Consider the following 25,396-nt stretch of genomic DNA (forward strand, 5'->3'; position numbering starts at 1 on the left):
TTTAAGCCTTGGTAACGAAGTTTGTTCTCATATAACCATACTCCACATATGCTGAGTAATCAATGAGAATAACCTAACGAAGTTCTCTAACCAGAGATCAAATTGATCCAAGTTACTTTAAATTAATCGCTAATTCTCTTTTAATTAAATATCTAATCTCGCTAATAAGTTTATTAATATCTTTTTCATGATAAATTCTTGCATTGTTAAATTCATCGTAAACATCTATTGGGTTTACTAGTTTCTGGTTTACTGATTTAACAACAAAATTTCTTACAGGCTCAACCAAATGATTCGTTAAATTAAATTTGCTATCTTCAATTATATCTAAGAGTAGTTTTCTCACACTAGTCTGTAGGAGTTCATTATTGCTAAGTTCAGATAGTCTTTCTACAATGTTTCCGTACTTATGGGTTATATATATATAATCAACACTATAAATACCATTACGTATCTTATTAAGATCTTCAGGTCCTTCGATTCTAGATTCTTCTGAGAGCTCCTTTTTTATTTCTAAGTCATCACTTAATGAGATTATAGAATGATCACTATTTACTTTAATTTTACCCTTAATCAGTTGGTTCATATTTTCCAATATGCTTTTATGATTTTTTAGTATAAATCCTTGGCGAATGAAGTGAATAAGAGCATTCATTTTAGCTATATTAAAATAGTCGAAACCAAAATTATCTTTTGTTAACATCCCAATTTCATTCTCTAGGGAGACTGGCCGACTAATGATTTCTTCTATTTTTTTTCGTGAAAAGCTTTTTTGTTGTACTTCAAATTGATTCAGATTATCAACTATAAACTCGCCGTTTGTTAATAACAGCCATTTTTCAATTATTTTTATTAGCTCATATATTATATTTGAGTAAACTTCACTGTACTTCTCATTTAGATAAACATAATTGAGCATGGAATCAACCTTTTGCTGTTCTTGAAATTGACCAAAGTCAACAACCTGTCCATGTTCCTCATCTAATATTTTTAGTAATAAGTAACCATCATTGTTATTTGGATTAATTTCTGGAGCATAAACTGGTTTATATCCACTGACCTTTTCGTATGTGTCAATAAATAAATCTGGCGTTTGCCTTAAGCTATTATATTTATCAAACCTATTTATCCATTTGATTAAGTTAACAACTATAATTCCTGTATCTCTTTTAAAGTAACTTGATGAAGTAACACTGCCAAGGATTTCATCTAAATCCTTTTCTATAAGTTTAAAGTTTTTATATACTTGGAATCCAATAAACTTCCTATCTTTAATGGTGCTTTTGATCTCTTCAAGTTCCAAGTTTAAAAAAAGACTATATGCTTTAAAGCCCAATTCTTTTTTTTCATACCCATACACTATTTTTATTAAATGGTTAATAATTGATAATATCTGTGTATCTACTTGCATCTTTAAATAATCATTTAATTCATCATCTAGCATTCCCCTTGTGTATAAATTATTGATCGTTTGTGAAATTGATTTTATTATAAACTTCTTTACCTCTGACTTATCTTTTCCTTTTATGCTATAGCTAAGAGGTCTTCTAAATTTCAAGTCAAATGGTAAATCGTTAAAATCCCCATAATCAGTATTAAATAAACAAATTATTCTCTCCCATCCTAAAACCTTTGCAGCGTAACCCAATTCCAATAGTACATTAGGATTTGGTGTTTTTCTCTCTTTTGCATTACTATTTATAATGCTAATATCAGCAATAAAAAGTTTTGATTTTTCTATTTTTGAGAAAATCGTGTTAACAATGTCAGGTGTACCCATCTCATTTTTTGTATCCCTATCTATATTTAACTCCAAATTAAAATCTTCTGACTTACTTAATTCTTTTATTGCACCTAGAATACAAGTTTCTAGGAATCCCCTATTCTCGTTATTCGGTAAATCAGATTGCCATGAATAAAAAATGCTGTTTTTCAATTGACCCCCACCTTATCCTATAATCCATATATTGTACTCATTTTAATACAGCGAGTACCTTCGTATAAGGCTCAGACACCGATTAAAATGAAGTCATTTCTTACCAGAAAGCAAGCGGACAGTGGAATGAAAGTAGCCCTTGATAGTAAACTGTGACTCAATAATTATTTTTTGCTTTTCACCCAATTTGCTAATATTGTTTCATCGGTATTCTGTTCATTTTCTTGTTCCGAAAAACAGAAACTTATATTTTTTTCATCTTTTAATTTCTGGTACAAAAATGGCCTTAAGATTCTAGACTTATTATCATTGTAATAACTTCTTTGTGCTAAAGTTCCGTCCGATTTGTATCCATTCCTCCTAACTCGATAACAATACACTTTATTAGGATTTTCTGAGTCACTTTTACTCAAAGAAGCAACAATTACTCTCAACTGGTCATCACTCTTATCCTCAATCACTTCTATAGGAATGAATCTTGAAAAACACTTCTTAAATTGTTGAAGTATATCTCCCAGATTTTCGTTATATTCTATTTTAAAATATTCTCTCAGTGTTTTTGTATCAACAAACAACGCATTAGAGTTCGCTTCTACTTGCAAACTACTATTCAAGTCAGACTGTCTTAAAAATTCTAATTTTACAAGTGCGTATTTTTCTTTCTTTTTTTCATTTTCCACAAACAACTTTACTAATACGATAAAATCTTCATTATTATAGCTAAATATAAACGAGTCAATCACCCACTTTTTTACTTCCATATCTTTTTTTAATAACTTTAAATTTTCAAAAATGTTAGACATATTTATGTCCCCTCCTATACTGATAGCGCCCATTTTATCATTATTTTGGTTGCTCCTCCCACGACAAGAAAAGAAAGTCGACCATTGCTCTAGCTAACTTGACGGCGAGCTTCGGGTGTCTTTTCATGTTTTACCGCATTGGGCCTACTTCCGGGAGCTGCTATGCTAGTGCGTTACCGCTCCTAGCCCCCAACTATAGACACATAGTCATGATTCCTTTGTTAAAGTATAGATTTTTAATAGCACGCTTATTCTCACGTTCATATTGTCGCTGTAGTCTTTAATGCCTTTCCTGTTCACGAATAGCTACACTCCCTGTTTTTTTCTGCTGAGCGCTGTTCATTTTTATTAACTTCGCTTCCACATTTCCCCCTTCAGAGGACGTTTAATAGAATCATGATTTGTTGAGCTTAATGATTACTTGTTAAATTCTGTTATCTGAATCCAGAAGTTAATTTGTAAAGGCTTTGTTCTGCTGCTGCTTTCCAGTGTTCTTTTTCTTTCACTTGACCAGAAGCGTTTTCCGCATACGCTAGAAATTCATTAAAAACAATCCTTTGATAAGGAGTTAGGTTTAAACTAACTTCTAATGATCTTATGTGGCGGAGAAATGATTTAGCAGTTGCTTTATTTGATGCTATAATAGCCGCTTCAAATAGCCTTTCAATTTTTGTTATAATCTCAATAATGCTATCACTATGATTTTTCATTTATTACACCTCAATTAATTAATTTTTTTGAAAAGTACGCTGACGAAAATTAACGAGCATTTGATTCAGCACTTTCCCTGTTTTCAAACGAATTACAACTTGCTCTTCTTGTCGCTTGGTATTAGCCATTGTTGATTACCGTTGTAAAACTATTCAGTGGTATCGACAACCCCCTTCCCCCCCCCTTTAATATAGCTTTCTTTCATTGTCCAAATTCTGAAAAATCGCTCGTTTTTATGTTCTTGTAACCTTTGATTTGCTATATACTTATATTCTTCTTGTGTAAAGAAACGTTCAGCTATATCTAAATTTATTGTAACAATTTGCTCTATATCAATACCTATTTCTGTACTATCAATTGCTACAACAACCCAATCCCCTGCATGTGAAATGTTAAACTCTAAATTAATTAAGGGACTCAACAAAAAGGGTTTTCCATACTCATCCCTGGCAATTTCTATTTCCTCACATGGAACGTTAAATAATGTGATTATGATCTTTTTTAAAAGTAGTTCTCCGACTAAGCTCCTTAATTTATCCTTATCAAAATGAAGTTTTAATATTTTTTCTTTATTGTTGACAAACTCAAGTAATGGCCTAAATAAAAGAGGTGGAAAATCTGAAATACAAACCCCATATAATGCAGCCACTAAATCACTCCTAAATTCTTAGCATTTTCAGAAAAACACTCTCTCCATTAGAGGAAGTTTGGGAAGCCAATCACCCTCTATGGTGCTACAAGATGTCAAGACAGTTATTTTAATATAGTTAAGGTGTGAATTCATCACAAAATCTTTATTGATCCAAAGGTAGGCGAATGTTAACCTTGAATTTTATATGTAATAATTAATAATGGCAGAATGTCTTTCAATGTATTCCACCCAATTGCGAATCGTTCTAAATTTCTGTAAATCCAGGTCATCATCCATAATTTCTATGCCGTACTTCTCTTCCACCACAACAGAGAGTTGTATAAACAAAAAAGAATCCAATCCCTCTTCAACCAGATTTGTATCTATTGAAATATCCATACCTTTAATTGTGGGTAATACATCGGCCAGCAGTTCAGTTAGTTGGCTCGTGATTTCATTGGTTTCCATATGATTCTCCCCGATCAGTATATGCTCTTATTATGAAATTTCGATCCATCTTCCCATTGCTATTAGTTGGAATATGATCTACCTTTCGAAAAAAAACGGGTATCATATAGTCTGGAAGCCATTCAGCCAGATATTCATACCAATAGGACGCAGAGATCGTATGGTCAGAACAATAAAGGGCAGACAAATAATTCTCATGCCCCCGTTCATTCTTATCCACAAAAACAATAGCTTGCTTTACACCATCATAGGAGATCATTATCTGTTCCACCTCCTCTAGTTCGATTCTATGGCCTCGAATTTTCACCTGATTGTCAACTCGTCCAACAAACAACAACTGGCCTTTTTCCGATAGTTTGACTAAATCGCCCGTTCTATACACTTTCTTCGTATGCAGATCGTCTTTATATTCTGAAAATCTTTCACGTGTTTTTTCAGGATTGTTCAAGTATCCCCTGGCCAGACATTGGCCCAATATATAGAGTTCTCCTATTCCCCCTTGATTTATGGAATTTCCGTCCGCATCTATTATCATGATTTGAGAACTCTCAAAAACATCGCCTAAATGAATTACCAATGCATCGGTTACATTTGCTGCAGTTACCCATATAGTCGCTTCTGTCGGACCATACATATTATATATAGTTGCGGAATCAGTTATACTTCTTAGTGTATGTAGTAAATGTAAAGGAAACGGTTCTCCGCCTATCAAGATTAATTTTAAATGGAGCAGACAATGGTTGTTTCTTTTAAATTGAAGCAACATGGACATTGACGTAGGTGTCATTTGAACCATATCTATTTTTTCATTTCGTATTAAATTTGCTAATATCAATGGATTTCTTTGGTATTTTTCTTCGGCCATAACAACCTCCTTGCCTAATGACAAAGGGAGAAGGGATTCAACAATAAATATATCAAACGACATATTAGTTAAACATAAAATCGATTGAATCTGTGAGAAATCTATTTTTTTTTGAATATCCAATGCAAATTGCTTTAAAGACCCATGTTCTATCATAACTCCTTTGGGCAAACCCGTTGAGCCTGAAGTGTATATGACATAAGCCAATTGATTACTCTTAATGCGTGGAGCAGTGTACTGGGGCATTCCTTGTGAAGCTTTTCTTGTTGCTATGTTAATGACCTGCAGATCATGAAACTTCCCCCAACATTCCTCATCAACCAGCAAACAACGCATATTCGAATTCGTAATAATATACTGCTTTCTGGATTTTGGCAGAGACAGATCAATGGGCAAAAAACAAGCACCAGCCCTTAATACAGCCAAGATTAATAAAATCATGTCCAACCCGCGTTTTACAGAGATACCCACAATATCATTTTCCTTAATTCCCTCGGTCTGTAAAATAGCTGCATAATAAAGTGACTTTTCGTCCAATTCACGGTATGTCAATTTTTCAGTATTAAAACGCAATGCCGTTGAATCAGCATTCTTACTCATCCGGTCTACTATTGTCTCTATCAAGCTACGATCTTCTTCCATAGTTACTCCCCCTTCATATTCAAATTCCTTGCATGCTAGTGATCAAACCAAAATATTTTCTTTCATATGATTTCGAACAATCTCTAGTTCCTCCCTAGCTCAACCTTGGGCAACCATCCTGTAAGTTGTTGAGCTCGTGAACTATCCAGTACCGATCTTTTTACATCGCCAATTCGTGGACCGGTAATGTAAATGGGGATTTCGCTAAATTCCACGAGTGTCTCTATCCAATCGGCCATAAGGATATATCAATTTGCCGACTTCCAAAATACTCATAAAATGTGTGACGGTTGAACGCATACATCTCCGGTAAGGCTATATGTATAATTGATTTAGCCGGTGTTTAAATATGCTTTCCAAGTTGTCTAACACGCGATTTAGGGAGTATTTCATCAGTTATTTAAATTCGATGGGATCAAGGGTAGGGATACTCACGTACAATACATCCAACCGCACTCATGTAATTGGCTTGCGATTTTCCGAGTTAAAGGCATACCATTGGTCTTAAGGTGATTTCCACCTTTACGTTAGCCTTTCGCATTATGGTAACAAACTCGGACAATCGATTATCTAATAGCGGCTCATTATTGCAGAACAATGTTATTCACTGAACGTCAAACTGAGACAGCTCATGAAACAACTTTACGAACCGATCTTCCTCCAAATACTCTATCGGTTGTCCTTTCCGATAAATCGTATGTGGACAAAACTTACATTGCCCGTTTCAATTTGTGCACGTCTCTATCAAAATTGATTTTGGATATTCAATCCATTGATACAATCCAATATAGTGTCTCTGGCCAAACTTTCCAGCTCAATCAAAGCGAGCAACCTCTTTTCAAAACGATCCCAGACCCGGTCTATTTTGGCGCCTGTATACTTTCTTGCAAGGTTAGTCAATATAGTCCAAGATTCTGCGTAATTTTTTTAGGATATCAAAGTGCTCGCTGGCGTTTTCATAAGGCAAATACTTATTTAACTCTTCAATAAAATAAGAAAGGGAGTAGAACCTTTTGGAGAGCAACACCATGCTTTGAATAAGTTGTGCAACTGTTTTCTTTTCCATTTCAGTGTTAACAACTGCAATATCAGTTTTTTCTTATTGAAAGATTCTACATTCACATTGCCTTTCAAAAAGGAGACTACCTCCTTTATACTTCTTTCGACCTTCAATGCTCGTGTATATTTCTCTATCAGGTGATCTTCTTGCTCCTGCAGTGCTTTATAACCCTGCCATAACACAGCAGAATCAATTTCTTGATGATGAAACGGATTATCATCAAACATGGTTACATGTCCATTAGAATGACAACGCTCCACCACTACATAATGCATCATGTGTTTTTTTTGGTAAAATTGTTGGGAGTATGGCAAATAGTACAGATCACAAGGAAAAAGCACAGGCATAGATAAACTCGAAAACGAATCGATAGCATCTTGGATGTATTCAAGTTTATAGCTTTAAAATTGAATGATATTATCCTCATATTCTTCCTGTTGCTTAAACTCATAGTTGATCTCTCGATTATTGACGTCCAACACTGCTTGAAAGTCCCAACGATTCAGTAACAGACAGAGAAAATTGATGTCAGGCATCAAATAATGCAACTTTTTAATCCTACAATCGATCCATTCATCCATTGTTTCAAATTCCTCCTTTCACTATATATTTCTGACTTTAAATACAAGTGGTATCTTTTCTCTTGCCAGCCAGGAGGCATTCTTATTCTGCTCAATGGTTTGCAGGGCACTCCTCGCACATAAAGCTGAGACTTCCTCGACAGCCTTGAGGCCTCGGATCTCTGGTTCTTATTTTTTTCAACTGCCGCTGTCTACCGCCAATAAGCTTAACGTATCAGGCGTCAAATGATTAGCATTGGCTTGAGCTTGAAGGCACAAGTCCGCAACCCTGAATACATGGCTTTGTGTCATTGCATTCTCGGTTCTCCATAGACAATCCATAATCAACTCTTTAAAAAAGGGGAATCCTATCTGTCCTTTAACATGTTTATAATGCTCCCCCGAACGGTTGGACCAGAAAATATGGTCACTTTGGCCAGAACGGCCGATGTCGCAATTCTTTCTGATCTCAATGAACCCGTCCGTGCCCATTATCATACTTCGCCCATCTCCCCAGGTGCTTAATCCGGCCGGAGTGAACCAGTCCACACGAAAATACAGGCATTCCCCCCTCTCCCCAATCATAATACAGTCTCCAAAGTCCTCCAGCTCGGGATAAGCAGGGTGATTATAGTTCGCAACGTTGCTATGCGACACAGCAACATTTTGGCTATCTGTAAAATACAGGAATTGATCAATCTGCTGGCTGCCCAGGTCACACAAAATGCCACCATAATCTGCTCTTCTGAAAAACCAGTCCGGACGGCTGTTAATATTGAGCCGATGCGGCCCAAGGCCGATTACCTGTAGGACTCGCCCAATCTGTCCCTCGCTGATTAACTGTTTGGCAGACAATACGCTCTCCGAGTGTACCCGCTCATTAAAGTAGACCATATACTTTCTTCCTGTTAATACTGCATGCCGCTTCACTTCTTCCAGATGCGACAGCTGAACAAACGGTGTTTTGTCCGTAAAATAATCCTTGCCGTGAGACATGACCTTCATTCCCAGCTTCCACCGCTCCGAAGGGACTGCAGCCGATGCTACAAGCTTCACTTCAGAGTCTTCCAAGATCTCTTCGATGGAGCGTGCCACTTTTGCCTGAGGAAAATTTTTCAGGAAACTAGAGACTTTATGAGGATCGGGATCATATACCCATTTCATTGTTGCACCCGCCTCTGTCAAGCCCCCGCACATTCCGTATATATGTATATGATCCAGCGCTATAACGGCAAAGGTAAAGTTATAGACATCGCTGTTTGCTTCATTAACCTTAAATTCTTCTTCGGCTCTGTGGTTCATTGTTCTCTCCCCATTTTTTGATTTTTGGATGATCTAAGCGATGCTTAATTCATGGACACCCACGACATATCCGCATTAGCCTTCCATGTTTCTCGAATGGCCAAGTAATCATGCTGCGAAATGGGAGTTTCCAGCAGACTGTTATTCTGGTAAAAACGTCTGGGGTTGGTCGTACCCACAATCGCTGTATGAACGCCGGGTACCGCGGCAGTGAAACGCAGAGCCGTCCCGATATCCTCGTCGCAATCCCTATTCTGTAAGAAATCGTATTTCAATACATCCAGCCGTTCTGCATAAATTTGATGCGAGGCTTTGCGTCGAAATGAGGGCTCCGAAGCATGTTTAGGCTGCTGCTCATTTTTTCTTGCTTTGGAATCCACTCTCCACGCTGCTTTTCCAATGGGCCGTTTGGCGATAACTCCCATCTTTTTATTGATTGCTTCTGGAAGCAGTAAATCTATGGAGGACTGATCCGCAATATTGATCGACGTCTGCAGAACATCGAATACACCTGATTGGATTGCCTGTAGCGCATCGTCGCCATCACCGCTGTAGCCTATATAACGAACCTTGCCTGCCCTTTGGGCTGCCAATAACTCATCAATGATATATTCTTCATGCAATAGATCACCAGGGCAGCCGTGTAGCTGAATGACATCAATATAATCTGTTCTCAGTTGCTTCAAACTGCGATCAATGCTATATGTAATCAGATTCTTATCCCAGTCTTTAAATGAAGGGTGAGTAGAATGACCGCATTTGGTAAAAATATAGAACTCCTGCCGGCGGTGTGCGAGGGTCAGGCCAATCAATGATTCGCTGTTTTTGTAGCATTCGGCACTATCTATAACATTAATTCCTGAATCGAGTGCATGATTAAGCAGAATGGATGCTTTCTTGACATCAACATTTTCCATTCCTAATTCAACGCCTCCAAATCCGAGAACGCTCACTTCCAGTCCTGTGCATCCAAGTATTCTTTTTTCCATTTCATGATCTCCCAAGCTGATTCTCAAATTTTTCACTTGCTTCCTGGTACTCTTCATATTGGATAGCCTCAAAAATGTGCTTGGTGCTTGCATATAAAAAAGAAAAATTGCAAGGACTGTCCGCATCCAAAATAGAATACAACGAATTGGTCAAGCTATCATCAAGCATCCTTTCGCTATGGAGCAGTTGCCCCTCCCTGTACAAGTCTACCTTCCCTATTAAATCATCTGATATTTTTGCGAATTCACCTTGTATTTTAAATTTCACACCGCGGATATCTTCTCCCGACACCGTAATAAACCGCTCTCTTGATTCTTGCTGCAGATTGGAATAATGCGAAGACAACACACCCTTATGGGAAAAGATAATCGTCCCTTCACCATGTTTGGGGAGAATCCGGTCACACAATATCATGTTTTTCGTAGCCGCATAGGTACAATTCCCCTGACCCAAAAAATAATAAGCTAGGGCTATGGAGTGCGGCAGCTCCACCATAAAGTTGTGCGGGGCTTCATGACCGGTGAATCCTCTTCCCTCCGCAGAATCCCTTGTTCTGTCCTTGGAAAATACAAAACGCATGTTATTTACTCTAATGTTATAGAGGTGCATAATCTTCTCTACGCTTTTGACAACATCCGAATGGATGTAGTTCTCCTGCAGAAAAATATTAGCCTTTAACCGGGACAGACCTGCTAATTCATCCATATTGGTTACAGAGGGTTTTTCCAGAATGATATCTCTACAGCCAAGTGCAGAAACGGCAGCTGCCATAGAATAATGGATATGATTGGGGACACACAGATCTGAAATATAATTTTCCAAGTCACCTACTGCTGTTACTACTCTGACCCAAGCCGGCTTTTCCGATGCAGGAAACAATTCTTGATACAATGACATCCAGAATGCCGCATTCTGGTCGTTGGGTTCAACCAGATAAGCAATCCTGATCTTCAGCCTGGCACTAAGCTTAGCATAGCTTTTCAGATGCAATAATGAAATTCTTCCCCCTCCAATAACGACTATGCTCTTCAAATTACTCCCTCTTCCTTTTCAAGAAATGAATGCTGAAGCATGACTTTTGCCTCACTTGCCGGAGCATCCGCTTAGGATATCCTCCGCAAGACTGGCAATCGTAATATTCTTACTGAACAACAGCCTGTCTACATCCAGAACAATATCGTATTCGGATTCTATAGCCACAATGAATCTAATATAATCAAGAGAGAACAATTCCTGTGCCACAAAGGAATCCCCTGCCTCAAGTTCATCCGGAATCAAAGAATCCGGTATAACGTTCTTCAACAAAAGCTTCAACTGCCCGGTTATTGAATCTATAGTTCTCTGCAGAATCCGTACATCAGGATCAGCAAGCGGCGGAAAGCTCTCTCCTGTTTAGCTTTCCGTTAAGAGTCAACGGCATGCTGCTAACAGGAATGAGGATAGAGGGAATAGCTGCTTGGGGAAGACATTGCTTCAAATATTCATAAACCGCTGATTCCTAAATGTCTGAAAAGGCCTGATAGAAGGCGACCAAACGTTTATGATGCAAATCTTCCTGACACAGAACCGTAGCCATTCGCTGAAGGAAATCCGCTCTGAGATTTCACCGATAAAATTAGCCGAATTTTGATACTCAATGGCCACCCCCTTAGGATCTCCGGTCGACCCCGAGGTATAGATAATATAAGCCAAATCTTCCGGAAGTACGGGGTGAGATTCTCTGGACTGACATCACGCAAATCTTTTATGCCAAGATCATATTCGAAAAAATTTATCGATACACATTGCCGACTATGAAATCTACCTGCAGATCATTGAGCTCAACAAATCTCGAACTGCACTAAAAATGGATAAAGTTACTGTAATACCATGAGGCCGTGGTCTCGAAATTGGAGGGTTACTGTCAATGGATAGGTTCAGTATTGATATACTTTTATTGGCGGATTAACTGCTGATAATCTTATTGCCTGCATAGATACCCTCTACCCTGCCTTTTTGAAGTTCCATCAATACATGGGTTTCCTTGGCTGCCAGATTTACAATCTTGTTTTGTATTAATAACAGATCGCTTTCTCTTTTGGATAACGCAGCTTTGACAAGGTACATATTTACGTTTTTCCATTCTGCATCCGTTTGCTCCAGTATTCGAAGATGCGGCTCCAGAAAAGGCAACGTGTTTTTGAGCAGCTTCAAAGCTATTAGCAATAATTTTCTACCAGTCAGAAAGCCCCAGTTTTTCAGTATATTTTGCTGTTCCAGCATTTTACCTGTGTAGTCCCCCGCAAACCAGTCTGTAAAATGAGACATATCATCCGTATATTGCTCCAGTGCCGAAATCCCATAATATATGCCTTCTTCCGCAGCAAATCCTCCAATCAAATAATCATCAACAGCATCCATTACCGACTGGTACAGTTCTGACATCTCCCACTCAGCATTCCAAACCACCCGGAATGAAGCAAGAGAAGTGGCATCAATTTCTACATACTGGACATTTCCCGTATCAATTGAATGTTGTAAATCACTCCATGAAATCCAGCCTTCATAAGTAGTGTTTGGAGTAGAAGGGACATATCCATCACTGATATACACACCGGAATCATCCATCTGGATAATCAGAAAGTAATGCTCTACTCCTTTGCTGTTACTGAACGCTCTATGGTACTTCAGAGAACCCGCATCCACCTTGAGTATAACGGGATTGTTGATTTGTATAGCCCGGCTCAGCTCCTGCTTGAATTGCTCCAGCTTCTGCACAGACTGATGGATATTGATTCCATACTTCCCGCAGAATGTGCGGATTGCCCCGTTCACATCAGAAGTCAGATTACATTGTTTGTTGGCTCCCTCTGTATCCCTTCGATACACTGTCTGAAACCCTTTTCCAGAGAAATACATCAGAGCTTCGCTTAAGGGAATATTATGATAGTGAAAATAGTTCTGATAACATGCGAGTCTGCACTCCGTTCCCTGAACCCCTGTAAACAAAGAATTCATAATTGAAACTCCCTCCCTGACGTTACGAAGAAGCGCCAGAATATCTTTTCACTCCCATTTTCCATATGATCCTTGACAGTAAAATCAGCAAGAGACAGAATCCAACCGTTAGCGCTACATCCGACGAATTGATAGAATTCAACAAAGCTTGTGTGGGCAATGTGATTGCTACTCCCACTGGAATAAGAAAGGTAAACAGAATTCTCAGAAATCCGGGGAAAATAGTTACAGGCCATTTGCCTGCCCATTCAAAGCATTGCGGAATAATAATCAATAAATTCGAAACATCGTTAAACCAAAAGGACAACGAGGCAATAATCGAGTAAAAGCAGGCTACGATGATTCCTCCGCATATCAACATCAATAAAGCTCCTATCAAATTGGAAAGAGAAAACGAGAGCTCGTTAGTTGCGTAAATATAGATAATAAATATGAGGCCAAGAATGACATCGGATAGCTTCCAAGCCCGGACTTCCTTCATAGAGGTGAAGAATTGTGAATCCACAGGCGTTAACAGTACATAATCGAAATCACCGGAAATCACGCTTCCCGGCAGGGCACTGAGACTTGGGATTGTAAATACATTAATAATCCCGACAAAAATGCGGTACATCCCGACAAGTACGAGAATGTCAACCTTATTCCATTGGTTGAGTGCACTGATTTGTGAGAACATAATGTCCACGGTTAATATAGCCAAGACGAAATCTAAGAGGACTGAAATGAACTGTATAAAGAAATCGCCCTTGTACTGCAGTTCATTTAATAAATTTATGCCTACAATACTTTTCAATACTTTTATTAAATCCATCCTAAATTCCTTCTCCCATAAATCTTTTGACGCTGGTTTTATAAAAAAGATTGAGAATAAATACAATGATAATGATCCAAACCGCCATGTTCACCACCCCCCCCATGGGAATTGTGCTGCCAGGGGAAACCAGGATTTCGATAGGGTATGACACCATATATCTAAAAGGAAGGTATTCTACAAGCGTCTGTAATTGCTCCGGAAACATGCTTAACGGAACCACTCTGCCTGAGAAAAATAGAATTAAGATGTAATATAACGAGCTGATTCCTTTCATGTTGATAAACCAGAAAGAACTCAAAGATATCGTCCATTCAAATAAAAAGCGAAACAGGAAAGCTGCCATTAATACAGGTATAAAAAGCAAAATTTGGGAGAATGTGAAGTCATAAGCAACATGAAAATAAAATGATGTTATTATAGCGGCTGCAAGTATTACCGGCAAGGAAAAAAGCTTATAGCCTATATTCTCAGCAATATCCTTATGGATCGGATGCGCAGGCAACAATAAGTTGCTTGAGAATTCACCCGAATTTACATAAGCACTGAATTTCCAGATTAAATCTGTAAACGTGAATTGGTTCACTACCATCAATATAATGTAATAGGCAATCACATCATTTGTAGTCATGCCATTTACCTGCCCATGGTTTTGAACCGCTATTTCCCTCCACAGGATTAAATAGATTAGAGGCTCGAGAATCTTTCCGACCAGCCAGGAGTATGTTGCAAATTTGTATTGCAGCTGTCCCAAATAGTATTGCTTGGCGTAAGCTCTATACATTTTCAAATATCTTCGCATATGATTTGATAACCTCACTTTGGTTCATAACTCAGTCCATAAGTGTACACTCGTTCAATAATTTCGGTAAGCGGAATATTCGTAATATCAATATCCTGAACCCATGGATTCGTCATAATCGCTGGTATAATTTCGACTGCTCTGTCCCGTTCTATCAACAACTCAATCCTGCCGTCTTCCATTGACTGGACCGTTCCATATTGCTCCATATTGATGGGATTGTCTTTGCACGTAATTACAATTCTTTTCTCATTGGATACCAAATCAGTCAGACGTTTCATGTCACCGTCATATACCAGTTCCCCTCGGTTGATAATCAGCACTCTTTTACACAAAGACTCAATGTCATCCATGTTGTGACTCGTGATAATAACCGTTGCGTTATACCTTTTGTTATATTCTTTTATGAAATTCCTGATATTTTTCTGGGCGATGTTATCCAATCCTATCGTTGGTTCATCCAGAAAAAGTACCTGAGGCTTATGGAGTAACGAGAGAATAATTTCACATTTCATTCTTTGACCCAGCGACAAATTACGGACAGGACGCTGAATAATCTCCGCCACATCCATGAGCTCAATTAATTCGTCCAGGAATGATTGATATTCTTGTTCAGGGATATCATATAACTCCTTATATAATTCGAAAGAGTCAACGACCGGCAGATTCCAGTTCAATCGTTTGCGGTTGCCCATCAACAATGAAATGGACTTCAGGAAACTTCTGTCCCTTTTAAATGGCTTAAACCCATTAACCGCCAATTCTCCTTCTGAAGGATGCACCAAACCGGCTAGCATTTTTAAGGTTGTTGTTTTCCCGGCACCGTTCGGTCCCAGCAAAGCCACAATCTCTCCCCTGGCAATGGAGAAGCCGATGCCTTTAACAGCTTCTACTGAGGTGTATTTCGCTTGGAAAAGGCTTTTGAAAGCTGCTTTGATTCCTTTATCACGTACCGCAACCTTATATACCCGTTTTAACCTTTGCGCCTCTATCACTGGTTCACACTTCCATTCGCAAATTTACAGTATTAATGAAGTATCTGAATTTCCCACTTACCGGATCCGGCGGTAACGCTTCTGTAGTATATTTGATATCCACAGTGACAGGATTGTCTACTAAACTGGATAGAAAGCGAACAATCTCGGAATGAATTACGAGTCTATCCGCTTCCTGCATACTTTCAGATGAACTCAACTGGACTTCAAAATCATGAAATGCATGTTGAATGTATTGATACTGCTGTATAGCCAAACCTCTTGAATATTTTAGATTCAACATCACCTCAATGATATTCAACGGCTCAATCTTCTCTCCGTTCTCTTTAACAATGTAATCATTCTTGCGGAAGGATTTTAGCGTTAGAACCGGTGACTTGAACTCGCTGCAGGCGCATGTCTCCCCGCTCCACTGCGCATAATCCCCGATTTTGTATCTGATTAGCGGAATTTTCTGATTTGTCAGCTTAGTTACCACGACCTCATTAACCCCTTCCTCATTGGGGATCAATTCAACAAAAACATTCTTGTCAAACACATGGATATGGCCCTTCGAGCATGTTCTTCCGATAAATAAAGACTCATTGGAGGCGTATATGCTTGTCGGATGTACGCAGAACGCTTTATGGATGGTTTCTGATTGGTAATCATGCAAATATTCACTATTGCATTCAATATATTTAACGGTCTCAATCGGTTCAGAGGGATGAGCTGCAAGAACATAATGGGCAAACAAATGAAGTGCTGAAGGGAACCCGGAGATCCATTCTATCTGTTTTTCAATAATAAACTGGAACATCTTCTCAAATGTTTCCGGTGAATATTCGTTCAAAAAATATTTATATCCGTTGTCTATCTTATGGAAGCCCTGATTGGTACCATAATATTGTTCCTGCTGAAATCTAGGAACGGGCCACAGCCATAAAAGCGCTTGGTTATGTATGTTTTTTAAATGACGTTTTCTATATAGATTAGGAACAAAATAATCACTGTACTCATCGACTTTGTGACGAATTACATCCAGCGGCTTGCCGGTGGACCCGCTGGTCGAAATCATATTGATATCGAATTTTTTCAGTTCTTGTTTTTTCTCGGCTCTCTTTAAGGTTTTAATATAGTCAATATCCATCCGGTCCCTGATTTCATCAATGATGAAATCAAAGGAGTGCTCTCTGTACGTATCCTTGGTCAGAATGGGGATTCTTGCAAATTCCTCATAGGTCTGAAGATTGTCAATATCTATCTGAGTGCTTTTGAACAGCTCATTATAGTAGCTGGAACGAGTTGCTGTCTGCATAGCTTGTATAATCGTTGATTTCTTTTTCTCAAACTCGATTTCTTCCATTCTAAGCAATGAAACCAGCCTCCTAAATGTTCATATTTCGGCATATATTAGCGATAAATTTAATATTCTCTACAGGAGTATCCGGAGTTATGGAATCGCCTGTACTCAAAATATATGGAAAACCCTTCATTGCATGGAGTACCTCCAAGACGGTATTTCTCAGTTCCTCCATATCTTTGGTTTGCAGAAACAGCGGATCCAGATTTCCTTTAATGATCGCTTGACTGTTCACAATATCCCTGGCCTCCGCCAGTTGAACCAGAAAGTCAATCTCTAGCACATCTGCTCCAGTGTTCAGCATATTTCCGATAATTGGACTGCTGTCTTGACACACATGCAAGACCACAGGAAGATATTCCTTGATTTTTGCGATTATTTTTTTCTCATAAGGAGACGCATATTTTACATAATGGTCTTTTTTTATAATGCTGGTGGAAGCAAGAGAATCTTTTACGGTTATGGAATCAATGTTGATTGTCCTCAAACCGTCCACGATCACCTCATCTATCTTCAGCATCTCATCCATGATTTTCATGACATTGTCTTCATCAGAAATTAAAGCCGTATAGAACGGGGTAGGACCGAATTGTAAGGCTCCGAATTCAAAAGGCGCTTTGATGGGAACGGTGATATGATGGGTTTTACCAATCTGGTTCACTACATCGGCAATGCACGCCAGTTCCTCCGCAAATTTGTTCTCGTCTATACTCCAGCTAACCGATACACGTTCTGCATCGTCCATCAAAAATTCTGTAGTCAAAAAATTCGCACTATTGAAATAAGCAGTAAAACCGTCCAACTGGCATTCCTTGGAGATTTGAATAAGGAAATTATTAATTCCGCATGTATCTTTCGAATGTAGTGAAGCATTATAGGAATAATAATTATCGAGTACAGGAAAGAAGGGAATTCTATTGGAGTTCCCTTCTTTGATGAACTTGCTCATCGGCAGGGTCTTCATCTTATGATTCACCTTTTCGCTGAATTTTGGATTGAACAGTATGCAATAGAGCATCAAATGAACAAAAGCGTTCAAATTCAAGCTCTTCTATATCGAAAACAAGGTCATATTCATTTTCAATATCTGTAATTAGTTTCATTAGCATGATCGAATCGAAGCCCAAATCTGTTGGCAGATTAATATCATGGTCAAACCGGACTAATTCAGAAGTTTTACTATTATTCAGCACAATCTGTTGAAGACTTTCCTTAAGTGAGATGGACATGTTAACCCTTCTTTCTAAGAATTTTCCCGTTGGGATTTCTCTCCAGTTCATCAACAAAAACGATTTCATGCGGAATTTTATAGTCCTCAAGATAGATTTTGCAATGGTTGATTAGTTCAATTTTAGTGACTTCTGTACGGTTTTCGCATACTACCTCAGCTACCATTCTTATGGCCCCTGTCTGATTCCGCTCTTCGGCTTTTAGTACAGATTCCTTGATTCCAGGATAGGCAGTAATGATTTTTTCAATCTCTTCAGGATGGATATTCTTGCCCATGTAAGTGAACATATTGTCTTTCCTGCCGACTACATAGAGGTAACCCTCCTCGTCCATGTAGCCAAGGTCACCGGTTATCAACAAAGAGGCTCTGTCTCCCCTCTGATCTGTGGAATTGACATTATAATAGCCCAGCATTACTCCAGGGCCTTCTACTCCAATAAGTCCGGTAACATGCACCTGCTCCCGGATCTTCCCCTCCTCATCCATTATTCTCACCTGCACATCCCGAATAGGCTTGCCGCTTGAACCCCGTTTTCGTAAAAGCTCTTCTTTGGGAATATAGGTGACACGCGGTGATGCCTCGGTAAGACCATACGAATAAATTAAATTAACATGTGGAAAGGAGCGGTCAATTTCCAATAAATTATGTTCACTGATGGGTTCACCGTAAAAATGAATGATACGAAGTGACGAGAAGTCGAATTTCAATCTCTGCCTGGAATACATAATCATGTTCAGGATGGACGGAACTGCAAAAAAGACCGTAATGGATTGTTTTGTTATGATTTGACTGATGGATGAAGGAGTAATGACCTTCTCCGTGATACACAATTCACATCCGTTCAAAAGGGCTACCAGCATTTCTCCAGTAATGCTTGATGCATGGCTCAGGCTCTTTACCAGTAACAACCGATCCTTTTGATTCAACTGTAAATACTCGGAAATCGCTCTAACATTGCTAAGAATATTTTTATTTGAGAGCATAATCCCTTTGGGGCGCCCCGTAGTACCTGAAGAGAATAAAATTAAAGCCAAATCATTATTCAAGCTTCCGGAATGGATAGGCCGGTAAGGAGAATATTTACAGGAAATACTATTCTCCAACACTTCATAGACACTAGCAGAGCAGTGATATTCTTTCAATTCCTCAACACTTATTTTAGCATTGCTGCCTTTGGTTATAATCATTCCAATATGATAAGCTTGGCAGAGCTCCGATAATTTCTTCATTGAAATATTCGGTTGCACAGGGATAACTACACTTCCATATGCATTTACCGCAAAGAAGCAGCTAATGAATTCAACACAATTGCTCATGAACAGGCATATATGTGAGCCTTTAGGAACACCAAGGTCAGAAAACTGACACGTTAATGACTCTGCCTGGTTGTAAAGTTCAGTGTACGTAACCTCTTTCCCGTCGCAGTGAATTGCCACCAAGTCGCTGTATTTACGAAAGCTCTCCAGCAGAATCGTATGAATCATTATCCCACCCCATTGACTGTTTTATAACGCGATACCACACACTGGACACATTCTTTATACTCACGATTGATGACTTTCTTCCTGCTTTCTATTGCAGAAGGAGTATTCAAAGAAAGGCATAAGCGATCTACATCCAGCAGGCCGGTGCTCGGTAAGAAGAAGCATGGACGCACTGACAGATCCGAGTCAATTACAGGTGAGAAAAACGGCAGATTGCATTTAGAAGGTGAGAATTCCGCCAAACCCTGTACCCCTTTAAAATAGTCAAGCATTGTGAACAGCTGCTGAGGCGTATCACGGATCATTCCCGTTTTAAATTGTTCCTGATATTCATCAGTGATCCTATATAACAATCTCTCGAATTCAACCAGATCCTCTTCCGATAACAAAAATTCCTTAAGCTCTTCATAACGGACCTTCAACATTTCGCTATCGCCAACTCCATATGCCTGCAAGCTTAGGATATCCATTTGTTGGAATGTTATGGTAGCTCCTGCTCTCATGGCATTCTCTATCATCAAGGGAATTTCATTGTAATTTAAGCGCTGGATGATTGCTCGTATCCTAACCTTCCCGCCTTTTTCTGTTACTTTTTTAATATCCTTTGTAACTTTGTCATAAGCTTTGACTCCGCGAATGGTACGGTATGTCGCTTCTGTTCCTCCATCCATACTCACCGTAATGTCATCAATCAAATTAATAATTTCATCATGGTATTTGTTCAACAGCAATCCATTGGTCATTAGATGAATCTTGATCCCGAAGCGTTTGATTTCCCTTGCAATTTCAGTCCAGTTAGGATGGAGCAGCGGTTCTCCCCCTGTCAGGGTTACGGTTTGTGTCTTCAATTCTAGCATTTGCGGCAGTAGCACCTTTACGTCCTCAAGCGAAACATAATTATGGCTGTAGTTTTTCCAATAATCGCACATCATACATTTGCTATTGCAATTATTGGTCAATGTAAGAGTCAAGCTGGGTGCAGAATACAATTCACAGTTGGTTTCACTAGTGTTCATATCTCTGTCTCCTCATAATATTGCATAGGGTTGATTGCTTTTTTCATTTCACCTGATTGATGAATAGCCTCAAGAATGGCCTGAACCTTGACTCCCTCCCGCAATCCGGGAGAAAAGCTGCTTTTTTCCAAGATACTCAGAACAAAATGATGCGCTAAATTAAAGAATTGCGGGAGAAGCCTGTCTTCTTTCAGAAAACTCCAATCCCCTTGGACACATGGAGGATTCACCAATGCAACATGCCACTCTCTCCCTCTTAAATCAGACAAATGGATCTGATTACTTCTATCCAAAAGAAGAGTGCCCTCGCTGCCTCTAATCTCAAAAAGAAAATTGGGATTGGCAGAATTGGACACCATGTTGAACTGGCCTCCCAGTTCTGCTCCTGAGCGGAACCTGCCTGCAAATGTAAAACCATCTTCAGTATCTGAAAGTCTCAGCACGCCAGCGCCATCCCGTCTTTTTGTGAGATTTTTACTTTTCACAGCATAAATCTCTTCAATCTCTCCGAACCACCAGAACAAGGTATCCACTGCGTGGGAACCCCAGGCATTGACCGTCCCCCCTCCGCTGGCTGCATCGGCCTGCCAGTTCCATGGAGGAGGATTCGTTAGAAAATCGGCATAGGCGCTGGTATTCACGGATAATATATTTCCAATCTGTCCGCTTTCAATGAGCTGCTTTATGGTCCACCGTTCCGGTGTATACCGCCAGATATAGTTCATGCCAAAGGCTGCACCGCTTCCGTCAAGCAGAGCAAAAATTTCTTTGGCTTCTGCAATATTCACACACATGGGCTTCTCGCATAGAATATGCTTTCCTCTTCTTGCAGCTTCCATAATAATTGATAAATGCAAATGATTAGGAACCACCACACATACAATATCAATTAATGGATTTGACATTAACTCCATATAATCCGTATATAGGAAGTCAACGCCGAACTCTTTCCCCGCAGCTCTCAGCTTCGCTGTATTTCTGCCGCACAGCGCAATCACTTCTGTATACGGATGATACTGAAAAGCCTGAAGATGGCCCTTCACACCAAATCCAGTTCCTATAATCCCTACCTTTAATGCATTAAAATATTCATGGTTGCTGCTCATAGAATGTTTTTCTTCCACAATTCGGTCTCCCGCGGACAGGCAGGCATAATCGTTTGTGTAGCGGCGCGGGGGTCCGCAGCATTCGGATCCCCGTACACATGATGCGAGATCCCCGGACAACCATATTGGCTGGAGAAGGCAAACTGTTTTCTTCGTTCTAGAATACTCTCCAGTGATTCGGTCCTCACATTGCCCATGCAGTGATCTTCTGCTCCTGTTAATAGCGAACAGGAATATACATTGCCGTCGCAGCGCATATAGAATTTCCGGTCAGCCTCCGGACCACAATCCCAGAGATTATTCTGGAGAGATGTTCTTGGTCCCTTGTAATAGGCAATTTGCCAACGCAGCGTAAAGTCCGGCTGTGCATTGTCGAACCATGCATAAGCCTTATTATGTAGCTCCAGCCATTCCTCGGCACCGACAACATAATCCTGCATCTCTGTACCTCTGCCTGTAGGTGTGAACAAATAAATTACTGCGCTTGAAACCTTCAACGTTCTGCACAATTCCAAGAACTCGATGATTTCCCCCATGTTCCTTTTGTTGACAACCATGGTGACCGAGGTGCTGATGCCCGTCTGTACAAATCTGGAAATTAAGCCTTTCATCCGGTTGAAACTTCCTTTATGATTTCTTAGCCAGTCATGACTTTCGGCAGTCCCCCCATCGAGATCACAGCAGATGTAATCGGGTCTGGCTTCAAGAAATTGCTCCATAAGCTCATCTTCGACGACTCCACCCGTAGCAACCTCGACCTTCAATTGATGATTCCGGGCTTCATTCATGATTTCAAATATATTGTCACGGATCAAAGGCTCCCCGCCATATATATTTAATCTGCCGGCGTTTTTGGTGAGCTTGGCGAATTGCCCGATAAAATCAAAAACCTCATCCTTGCTCAGCTCATTAATAACTTCTTCGCCAGACTTGAACATACAATGTATACAGTTGCTGTGGCACTTATTTGTAATATGAAAGCTCACCGTTTCTAACATATTGACCTCCTAAGTTCTACTAGACGATCGCGTTGTGAAATTGGCTTGGCCAGAAGCAGCCAGGACAATCTCTGGAATCCTTCCATCGTTGTGACAAGAATTCTGAAAGCCCTTTTTCTTCGGCCAGCTGAAAGATATTGAACTCTGGCGTGCGTGTTCCAACGTAATCATGGCAGCACATCAGCGAGCCGTCAGAATCAATGCGCAGCTCATTCAGCGTATCCGGGCAATGCCAATTGCAATCTACAATATAGTCAGGAATCTTCCTCAAATAATGCTCTGCGTTCTCAATCAAATAGCCTGCATGCTTCATTTTTATAAGTTCTTCCATGACTCCCCTGACCTGGGGAATCTGGGAGGTCTCAAAAGCAAAACCTTCTTTTTTGTGGATATCACGCGTCTCCCAGAACGTCTCCCCCCCTTGCGCATAATGATAAGGGAGCAGATACAGGCCTATTTGTTCTTCCGATAACGCTTTGGCAATTTCAACAACTTGCGGCAATGAACTAGCACTCAGTACCAGATAGGCAGTTAGATGAGGTACTCCCATTTCTCTGAGCTCACGAAAATTGCTCATTGCTTTTTTGGATTTAAGCGTTGTGAACGGGTCCAGGCTATCACCATTGATGGTATCCACGCTGGAAGAGTATTTTTGCATTCCTGCTTCCACCAACGACCGCAGAGTTTTCAGATTAGCCGTTCCGTTGGAGACTACACTGAAATCAAAGCTTGTATTATGGGCCAGATGATAGATAAGCTGTGGTAAATCAGCCCTAGTTGTCGGTTCACCGCCTAAAATCGTCAGCTTTTGAATGCCTAATGACTCCAAAACATCAAATGTTTGTATCCACCGGTCATAATCCAGCTCAGCTAAATTTTTCTTATAGACATTGCAGTAACCGCATCGCAAATTGCAATTTCTGGTAATATAAATCCCGGCAGCTTTGGGAAGTATATTTTCTCTGTACATACAGCAACCTTCTTTCGGAAATGATGTGATTATTGCAAATTTACGAATGGATTATCAATGCCTTTATAAGCTATTTTCTCCAGCTCATACAGTTCCATGACTTTAAGCTCAATGTTGTTGTACCATGGCGCCAGCGCTTGAATCTGATTGTTCGTCCGCTCATACACCTCTTGTTCACTTTCCCCGTCCTCAACCCAACACAGGATATTCTCGAACATATCCAGATCTTTGTTTCTGATCTCCAGATAAATATCATAGAACCGGCTCATCTCTAAATCATCCAGCGCCTTGGGCTTACTGATGGGATCAATTGCCATATCGTAGACCTTCATGTGGCTCGCATGCCAGGTTTTGAGCGCATTATATACAATCTGTACTTGTTCATTGATTATGTAGTATTGATAATTGTCTAATATAGGCTTGTCCCCTTTAACAATCCCCATTTTGAGAATGGATCTTGTATAGGGTGTCCCTATTGCGGCGTACATCTCTGTAAAAATTCCTTTGCATACCGTCCAATGATACTTTCTCATATATTGGAAGTTCTCTCTCAGTTCCTCCATTGTCGTTCCGTAATCAAACAGGATGTAACCCGTCTGCACATACAGATTTTTTTTCTTCAAAATATCCAGAGACTCCATATTTTGTTTGACATCCGCTTTTTTGCCCATTCGTTTCAGAGCAGAGTTGGAAAAGCTTTCGATACCGCAAGCTATGGAATTGCATCTGGCTCTCATCAGCTCAGTAATGATAGCTTCATTAATTTTGTCCGCCCGTATGGAGATTCTCATGCGGATGTCCAGCTTACGTCTGAGAATCTCGTCGGCAAACCGTTTACACCATTCCCCATCCCTGGAGCCTTCAATAAAAGAATCATCGACAAACTTGAAATATCGCGCGCCTTTATGGTAGAGATCCTCGATCTCATCTACCACATTCTCCAGACTTCGTGACCGCCAGTTGTTACCTTCAGCCTGCCTCCAGAATGAAATTACACTGCAAAACGAACAGTGTCCCGTGCATCCTCTAGAGGTAAGAAGATCTACCGGAGTCCTCTCTTGAATAGGAATGTGCATCGTGTCTCTGGCCGGGAAGGGCAGCGAATCCAAATCGTGAACAAGACAACCTCTGTTACTCACAAATTTCCCGTCTTCATTCAAATAGGAAATCCCTGAAATTTCATTCAGCCTGGGGGTCCCTGTAAGAAAATGCCGGGCCAGCTCATAGGTTGGAATTTCACCTTCTACATGCATTGCAATATCGAATCCCGACCGCAGAAAAGCCTCCGCATGGAAGGTAGGCCCGAAGCCGCCTGCTATAAACGGGACATCGTATTGTTTAGACCGTAAATATTCAATAGTTTCAATAGCCTTGCCTTTATTAAGCTGATAACAGGAAAAACCAATAAACAAAGGTTTATCCTGCTCCATAATCTGGTCACCAATCTCAGAGGGCGTCAAATTCTGGAGCCAGCCGTCAATTATAATTACTTTGATCCCTTTGTTCCGGCTATAGGAGGCGATGTATCCAAGTCCCAAATTCTCCTCGGAGGTTCTGTTGCTTAGAGGCGCAGGGGTTACTAAAATAATCAAAGGCTCTCCACTCATTACACACACACCCTTCAACTTATCCTAAAATAATGTTGTCCGAACTGACGTTGGAAGCCACACTCGAGG

General features: G+C 39.9%; 25 protein-coding genes and 1 pseudogene. All 26 read right to left on the reverse strand.

All coding sequences use genetic code 11. The features are described from left to right. Positions 1-112 precede the first annotated feature (112 nt). Positions 113-1,936 carry a hypothetical protein gene (locus IEY53_RS29465; protein WP_189031288.1) on the reverse strand — a complete coding sequence of 608 codons (1,824 nt, stop codon included), beginning with the start codon at positions 1,934-1,936 and terminating at the stop codon, positions 113-115. A gap of 164 nt (positions 1,937-2,100) precedes the next feature. Further along, positions 2,101-2,739 (reverse strand): DUF6037 family protein, encoded by a 639-nt coding sequence (locus tag IEY53_RS29470; protein WP_189031289.1) that lies wholly within the window; start codon positions 2,737-2,739, stop codon positions 2,101-2,103. 434 nt (positions 2,740-3,173) lie between these two features. Further along, positions 3,174-3,449 (reverse strand): hypothetical protein, encoded by a 276-nt coding sequence (locus IEY53_RS29475; RefSeq protein WP_189031291.1) that lies wholly within the window; start codon positions 3,447-3,449, stop codon positions 3,174-3,176. 149 nt (positions 3,450-3,598) lie between these two features. Beyond that, a complete protein-coding gene (locus IEY53_RS29480) occupies positions 3,599-4,099 on the reverse strand; it encodes a 4'-phosphopantetheinyl transferase family protein (protein ID WP_189031293.1) in 501 nt (166 codons plus the stop codon). A 183-nt stretch (positions 4,100-4,282) separates the two neighbouring features. Beyond that, positions 4,283-4,549: an acyl carrier protein gene (locus IEY53_RS29485; protein WP_189031295.1), complete on the reverse strand. Its 267-nt coding sequence runs from the start codon at positions 4,547-4,549 to the stop codon at positions 4,283-4,285. Beyond that, positions 4,536-6,056, reverse strand: a complete 1,521-nt coding sequence (locus tag IEY53_RS29490) for an amino acid adenylation domain-containing protein (protein ID WP_189031297.1) — start codon at positions 6,054-6,056, stop codon at positions 4,536-4,538. Before IEY53_RS29490 ends, IEY53_RS29485 begins: the two co-directional genes overlap by 14 nt. Before the next feature lie 975 nt (positions 6,057-7,031). Further along, positions 7,032-7,394: a hypothetical protein gene (locus IEY53_RS29495; RefSeq protein ID WP_189031299.1), complete on the reverse strand. Its 363-nt coding sequence runs from the start codon at positions 7,392-7,394 to the stop codon at positions 7,032-7,034. Positions 7,395-7,517: 123 nt separating this feature from the next. Beyond that, complete coding sequence (locus IEY53_RS29500) at positions 7,518-7,697, reverse strand: hypothetical protein (RefSeq protein WP_189031301.1); 180 nt, start codon at positions 7,695-7,697, stop codon at positions 7,518-7,520. A 177-nt stretch (positions 7,698-7,874) separates the two neighbouring features. Beyond that, on the reverse strand, positions 7,875-8,978 hold the full coding sequence (locus IEY53_RS29505; protein ID WP_189031303.1) for a Gfo/Idh/MocA family protein: 1,104 nt from the start codon (positions 8,976-8,978) through the stop codon (positions 7,875-7,877). A 44-nt stretch (positions 8,979-9,022) separates the two neighbouring features. Further along, on the reverse strand, positions 9,023-9,967 hold the full coding sequence (locus tag IEY53_RS29510; RefSeq protein WP_189031305.1) for an aldo/keto reductase: 945 nt from the start codon (positions 9,965-9,967) through the stop codon (positions 9,023-9,025). 1 nt (position 9,968) lies between these two features. Next, positions 9,969-11,000 (reverse strand): Gfo/Idh/MocA family oxidoreductase, encoded by a 1,032-nt coding sequence (locus IEY53_RS29515; protein WP_189031307.1) that lies wholly within the window; start codon positions 10,998-11,000, stop codon positions 9,969-9,971. Between the two features lie 51 nt (positions 11,001-11,051). Continuing rightward, positions 11,052-11,273 carry a hypothetical protein gene (locus IEY53_RS29520; RefSeq protein WP_189031309.1) on the reverse strand — a complete coding sequence of 74 codons (222 nt, stop codon included), beginning with the start codon at positions 11,271-11,273 and terminating at the stop codon, positions 11,052-11,054. Between the two features lie 326 nt (positions 11,274-11,599). Beyond that, positions 11,600-11,675: pseudogene (locus IEY53_RS36325) on the reverse strand (AMP-binding protein); the annotation flags it as partial. A gap of 237 nt (positions 11,676-11,912) precedes the next feature. Next, positions 11,913-12,965 (reverse strand): BtrH N-terminal domain-containing protein, encoded by a 1,053-nt coding sequence (locus IEY53_RS29530; RefSeq protein ID WP_189031311.1) that lies wholly within the window; start codon positions 12,963-12,965, stop codon positions 11,913-11,915. A 22-nt stretch (positions 12,966-12,987) separates the two neighbouring features. Beyond that, entirely contained in the window at positions 12,988-13,776 is a 789-nt protein-coding gene (locus IEY53_RS29535) for an ABC transporter permease (protein WP_189031312.1), read from the reverse strand. Between the two features lies 1 nt (position 13,777). After that, complete coding sequence (locus IEY53_RS29540; protein WP_308424266.1) at positions 13,778-14,578, reverse strand: ABC transporter permease; 801 nt, start codon at positions 14,576-14,578, stop codon at positions 13,778-13,780. A 14-nt stretch (positions 14,579-14,592) separates the two neighbouring features. Beyond that, entirely contained in the window at positions 14,593-15,573 is a 981-nt protein-coding gene (locus IEY53_RS29545) for an ABC transporter ATP-binding protein (RefSeq protein WP_189031314.1), read from the reverse strand. 4 nt (positions 15,574-15,577) lie between these two features. After that, the gene (locus IEY53_RS29550; protein WP_189031315.1) at positions 15,578-16,927 is read right to left on the reverse strand and encodes a phenylacetate--CoA ligase family protein; all 1,350 of its coding nucleotides are present in this window, start codon (positions 16,925-16,927) and stop codon (positions 15,578-15,580) included. 13 nt (positions 16,928-16,940) lie between these two features. After that, entirely contained in the window at positions 16,941-17,879 is a 939-nt protein-coding gene (locus tag IEY53_RS29555) for a uroporphyrinogen decarboxylase family protein (protein WP_189031316.1), read from the reverse strand. 1 nt (position 17,880) lies between these two features. Beyond that, on the reverse strand, positions 17,881-18,144 hold the full coding sequence (locus IEY53_RS29560) for an acyl carrier protein (RefSeq protein ID WP_189031317.1): 264 nt from the start codon (positions 18,142-18,144) through the stop codon (positions 17,881-17,883). Between the two features lies 1 nt (position 18,145). Beyond that, a complete protein-coding gene (locus IEY53_RS29565; protein ID WP_189031319.1) occupies positions 18,146-19,630 on the reverse strand; it encodes a class I adenylate-forming enzyme family protein in 1,485 nt (494 codons plus the stop codon). Then, positions 19,630-20,646, reverse strand: coding sequence for a radical SAM protein (locus IEY53_RS29570; protein WP_189031321.1), 1,017 nt, complete (start codon positions 20,644-20,646; stop codon positions 19,630-19,632). The genes IEY53_RS29565 and IEY53_RS29570 overlap by 1 nt, the downstream gene beginning before the upstream one ends. After that, entirely contained in the window at positions 20,643-21,770 is a 1,128-nt protein-coding gene (locus tag IEY53_RS29575; RefSeq protein WP_189031322.1) for a Gfo/Idh/MocA family protein, read from the reverse strand. The genes IEY53_RS29570 and IEY53_RS29575 overlap by 4 nt, the downstream gene beginning before the upstream one ends. Continuing rightward, positions 21,749-22,750, reverse strand: coding sequence for a radical SAM protein (locus tag IEY53_RS29580; protein WP_268240830.1), 1,002 nt, complete (start codon positions 22,748-22,750; stop codon positions 21,749-21,751). The genes IEY53_RS29575 and IEY53_RS29580 overlap by 22 nt, the downstream gene beginning before the upstream one ends. Positions 22,751-22,769: 19 nt before the next feature. Continuing rightward, a complete protein-coding gene (locus tag IEY53_RS29585) occupies positions 22,770-23,720 on the reverse strand; it encodes a radical SAM protein (RefSeq protein ID WP_189031324.1) in 951 nt (316 codons plus the stop codon). A gap of 29 nt (positions 23,721-23,749) precedes the next feature. Beyond that, the gene (locus IEY53_RS29590; protein WP_189031325.1) at positions 23,750-25,327 is read right to left on the reverse strand and encodes a B12-binding domain-containing radical SAM protein; all 1,578 of its coding nucleotides are present in this window, start codon (positions 25,325-25,327) and stop codon (positions 23,750-23,752) included. Between the last annotated feature and the right edge of the window lie 69 nt (positions 25,328-25,396).

The sequence above is a fragment of the Paenibacillus albidus genome, from assembly GCF_014644435.1.
GTDB classification, from domain to species: domain Bacteria; phylum Bacillota; class Bacilli; order Paenibacillales; family Paenibacillaceae; genus Paenibacillus_AQ; species Paenibacillus_AQ albidus.

Bases quoted from the DNA above. Each gene is read 5' to 3' on its own strand.
- IEY53_RS29470 (WP_189031289.1), bottom strand. From the start codon at position 2,739: ATGTCTAACATTTTTGAAAATTTAAAGTTATTAAAAAAAGATATGGAA.
- IEY53_RS29475 (WP_189031291.1), bottom strand. From the start codon at position 3,449: ATGAAAAATCATAGTGATAGCATTATTGAGATTATAACAAAAATTGAA.
- IEY53_RS29485 (WP_189031295.1), bottom strand. From the start codon at position 4,549: ATGGAAACCAATGAAATCACGAGCCAACTAACTGAACTGCTGGCCGAT.
- IEY53_RS29490 (WP_189031297.1), bottom strand. From the start codon at position 6,056: ATGGAAGAAGATCGTAGCTTGATAGAGACAATAGTAGACCGGATGAGT.
- IEY53_RS29495 (WP_189031299.1), bottom strand. From the start codon at position 7,394: ATGATGCATTATGTAGTGGTGGAGCGTTGTCATTCTAATGGACATGTA.
- IEY53_RS29500 (WP_189031301.1), bottom strand. From the start codon at position 7,697: ATGGATGAATGGATCGATTGTAGGATTAAAAAGTTGCATTATTTGATG.
- IEY53_RS29505 (WP_189031303.1), bottom strand. From the start codon at position 8,978: ATGAACCACAGAGCCGAAGAAGAATTTAAGGTTAATGAAGCAAACAGC.
- IEY53_RS29510 (WP_189031305.1), bottom strand. From the start codon at position 9,967: ATGGAAAAAAGAATACTTGGATGCACAGGACTGGAAGTGAGCGTTCTC.
- IEY53_RS29530 (WP_189031311.1), bottom strand. From the start codon at position 12,965: ATGAATTCTTTGTTTACAGGGGTTCAGGGAACGGAGTGCAGACTCGCA.
- IEY53_RS29535 (WP_189031312.1), bottom strand. From the start codon at position 13,776: ATGGATTTAATAAAAGTATTGAAAAGTATTGTAGGCATAAATTTATTA.
- IEY53_RS29540 (WP_308424266.1), bottom strand. From the start codon at position 14,578: ATGCGAAGATATTTGAAAATGTATAGAGCTTACGCCAAGCAATACTAT.
- IEY53_RS29555 (WP_189031316.1), bottom strand. From the start codon at position 17,879: ATGAAGACCCTGCCGATGAGCAAGTTCATCAAAGAAGGGAACTCCAAT.
- IEY53_RS29560 (WP_189031317.1), bottom strand. From the start codon at position 18,144: ATGTCCATCTCACTTAAGGAAAGTCTTCAACAGATTGTGCTGAATAAT.
- IEY53_RS29565 (WP_189031319.1), bottom strand. From the start codon at position 19,630: ATGATTCATACGATTCTGCTGGAGAGCTTTCGTAAATACAGCGACTTG.
- IEY53_RS29570 (WP_189031321.1), bottom strand. From the start codon at position 20,646: ATGAACACTAGTGAAACCAACTGTGAATTGTATTCTGCACCCAGCTTG.
- IEY53_RS29580 (WP_268240830.1), bottom strand. From the start codon at position 22,750: ATGTTAGAAACGGTGAGCTTTCATATTACAAATAAGTGCCACAGCAAC.
- IEY53_RS29585 (WP_189031324.1), bottom strand. From the start codon at position 23,720: ATGTACAGAGAAAATATACTTCCCAAAGCTGCCGGGATTTATATTACC.
- IEY53_RS29590 (WP_189031325.1), bottom strand. From the start codon at position 25,327: ATGAGTGGAGAGCCTTTGATTATTTTAGTAACCCCTGCGCCTCTAAGC.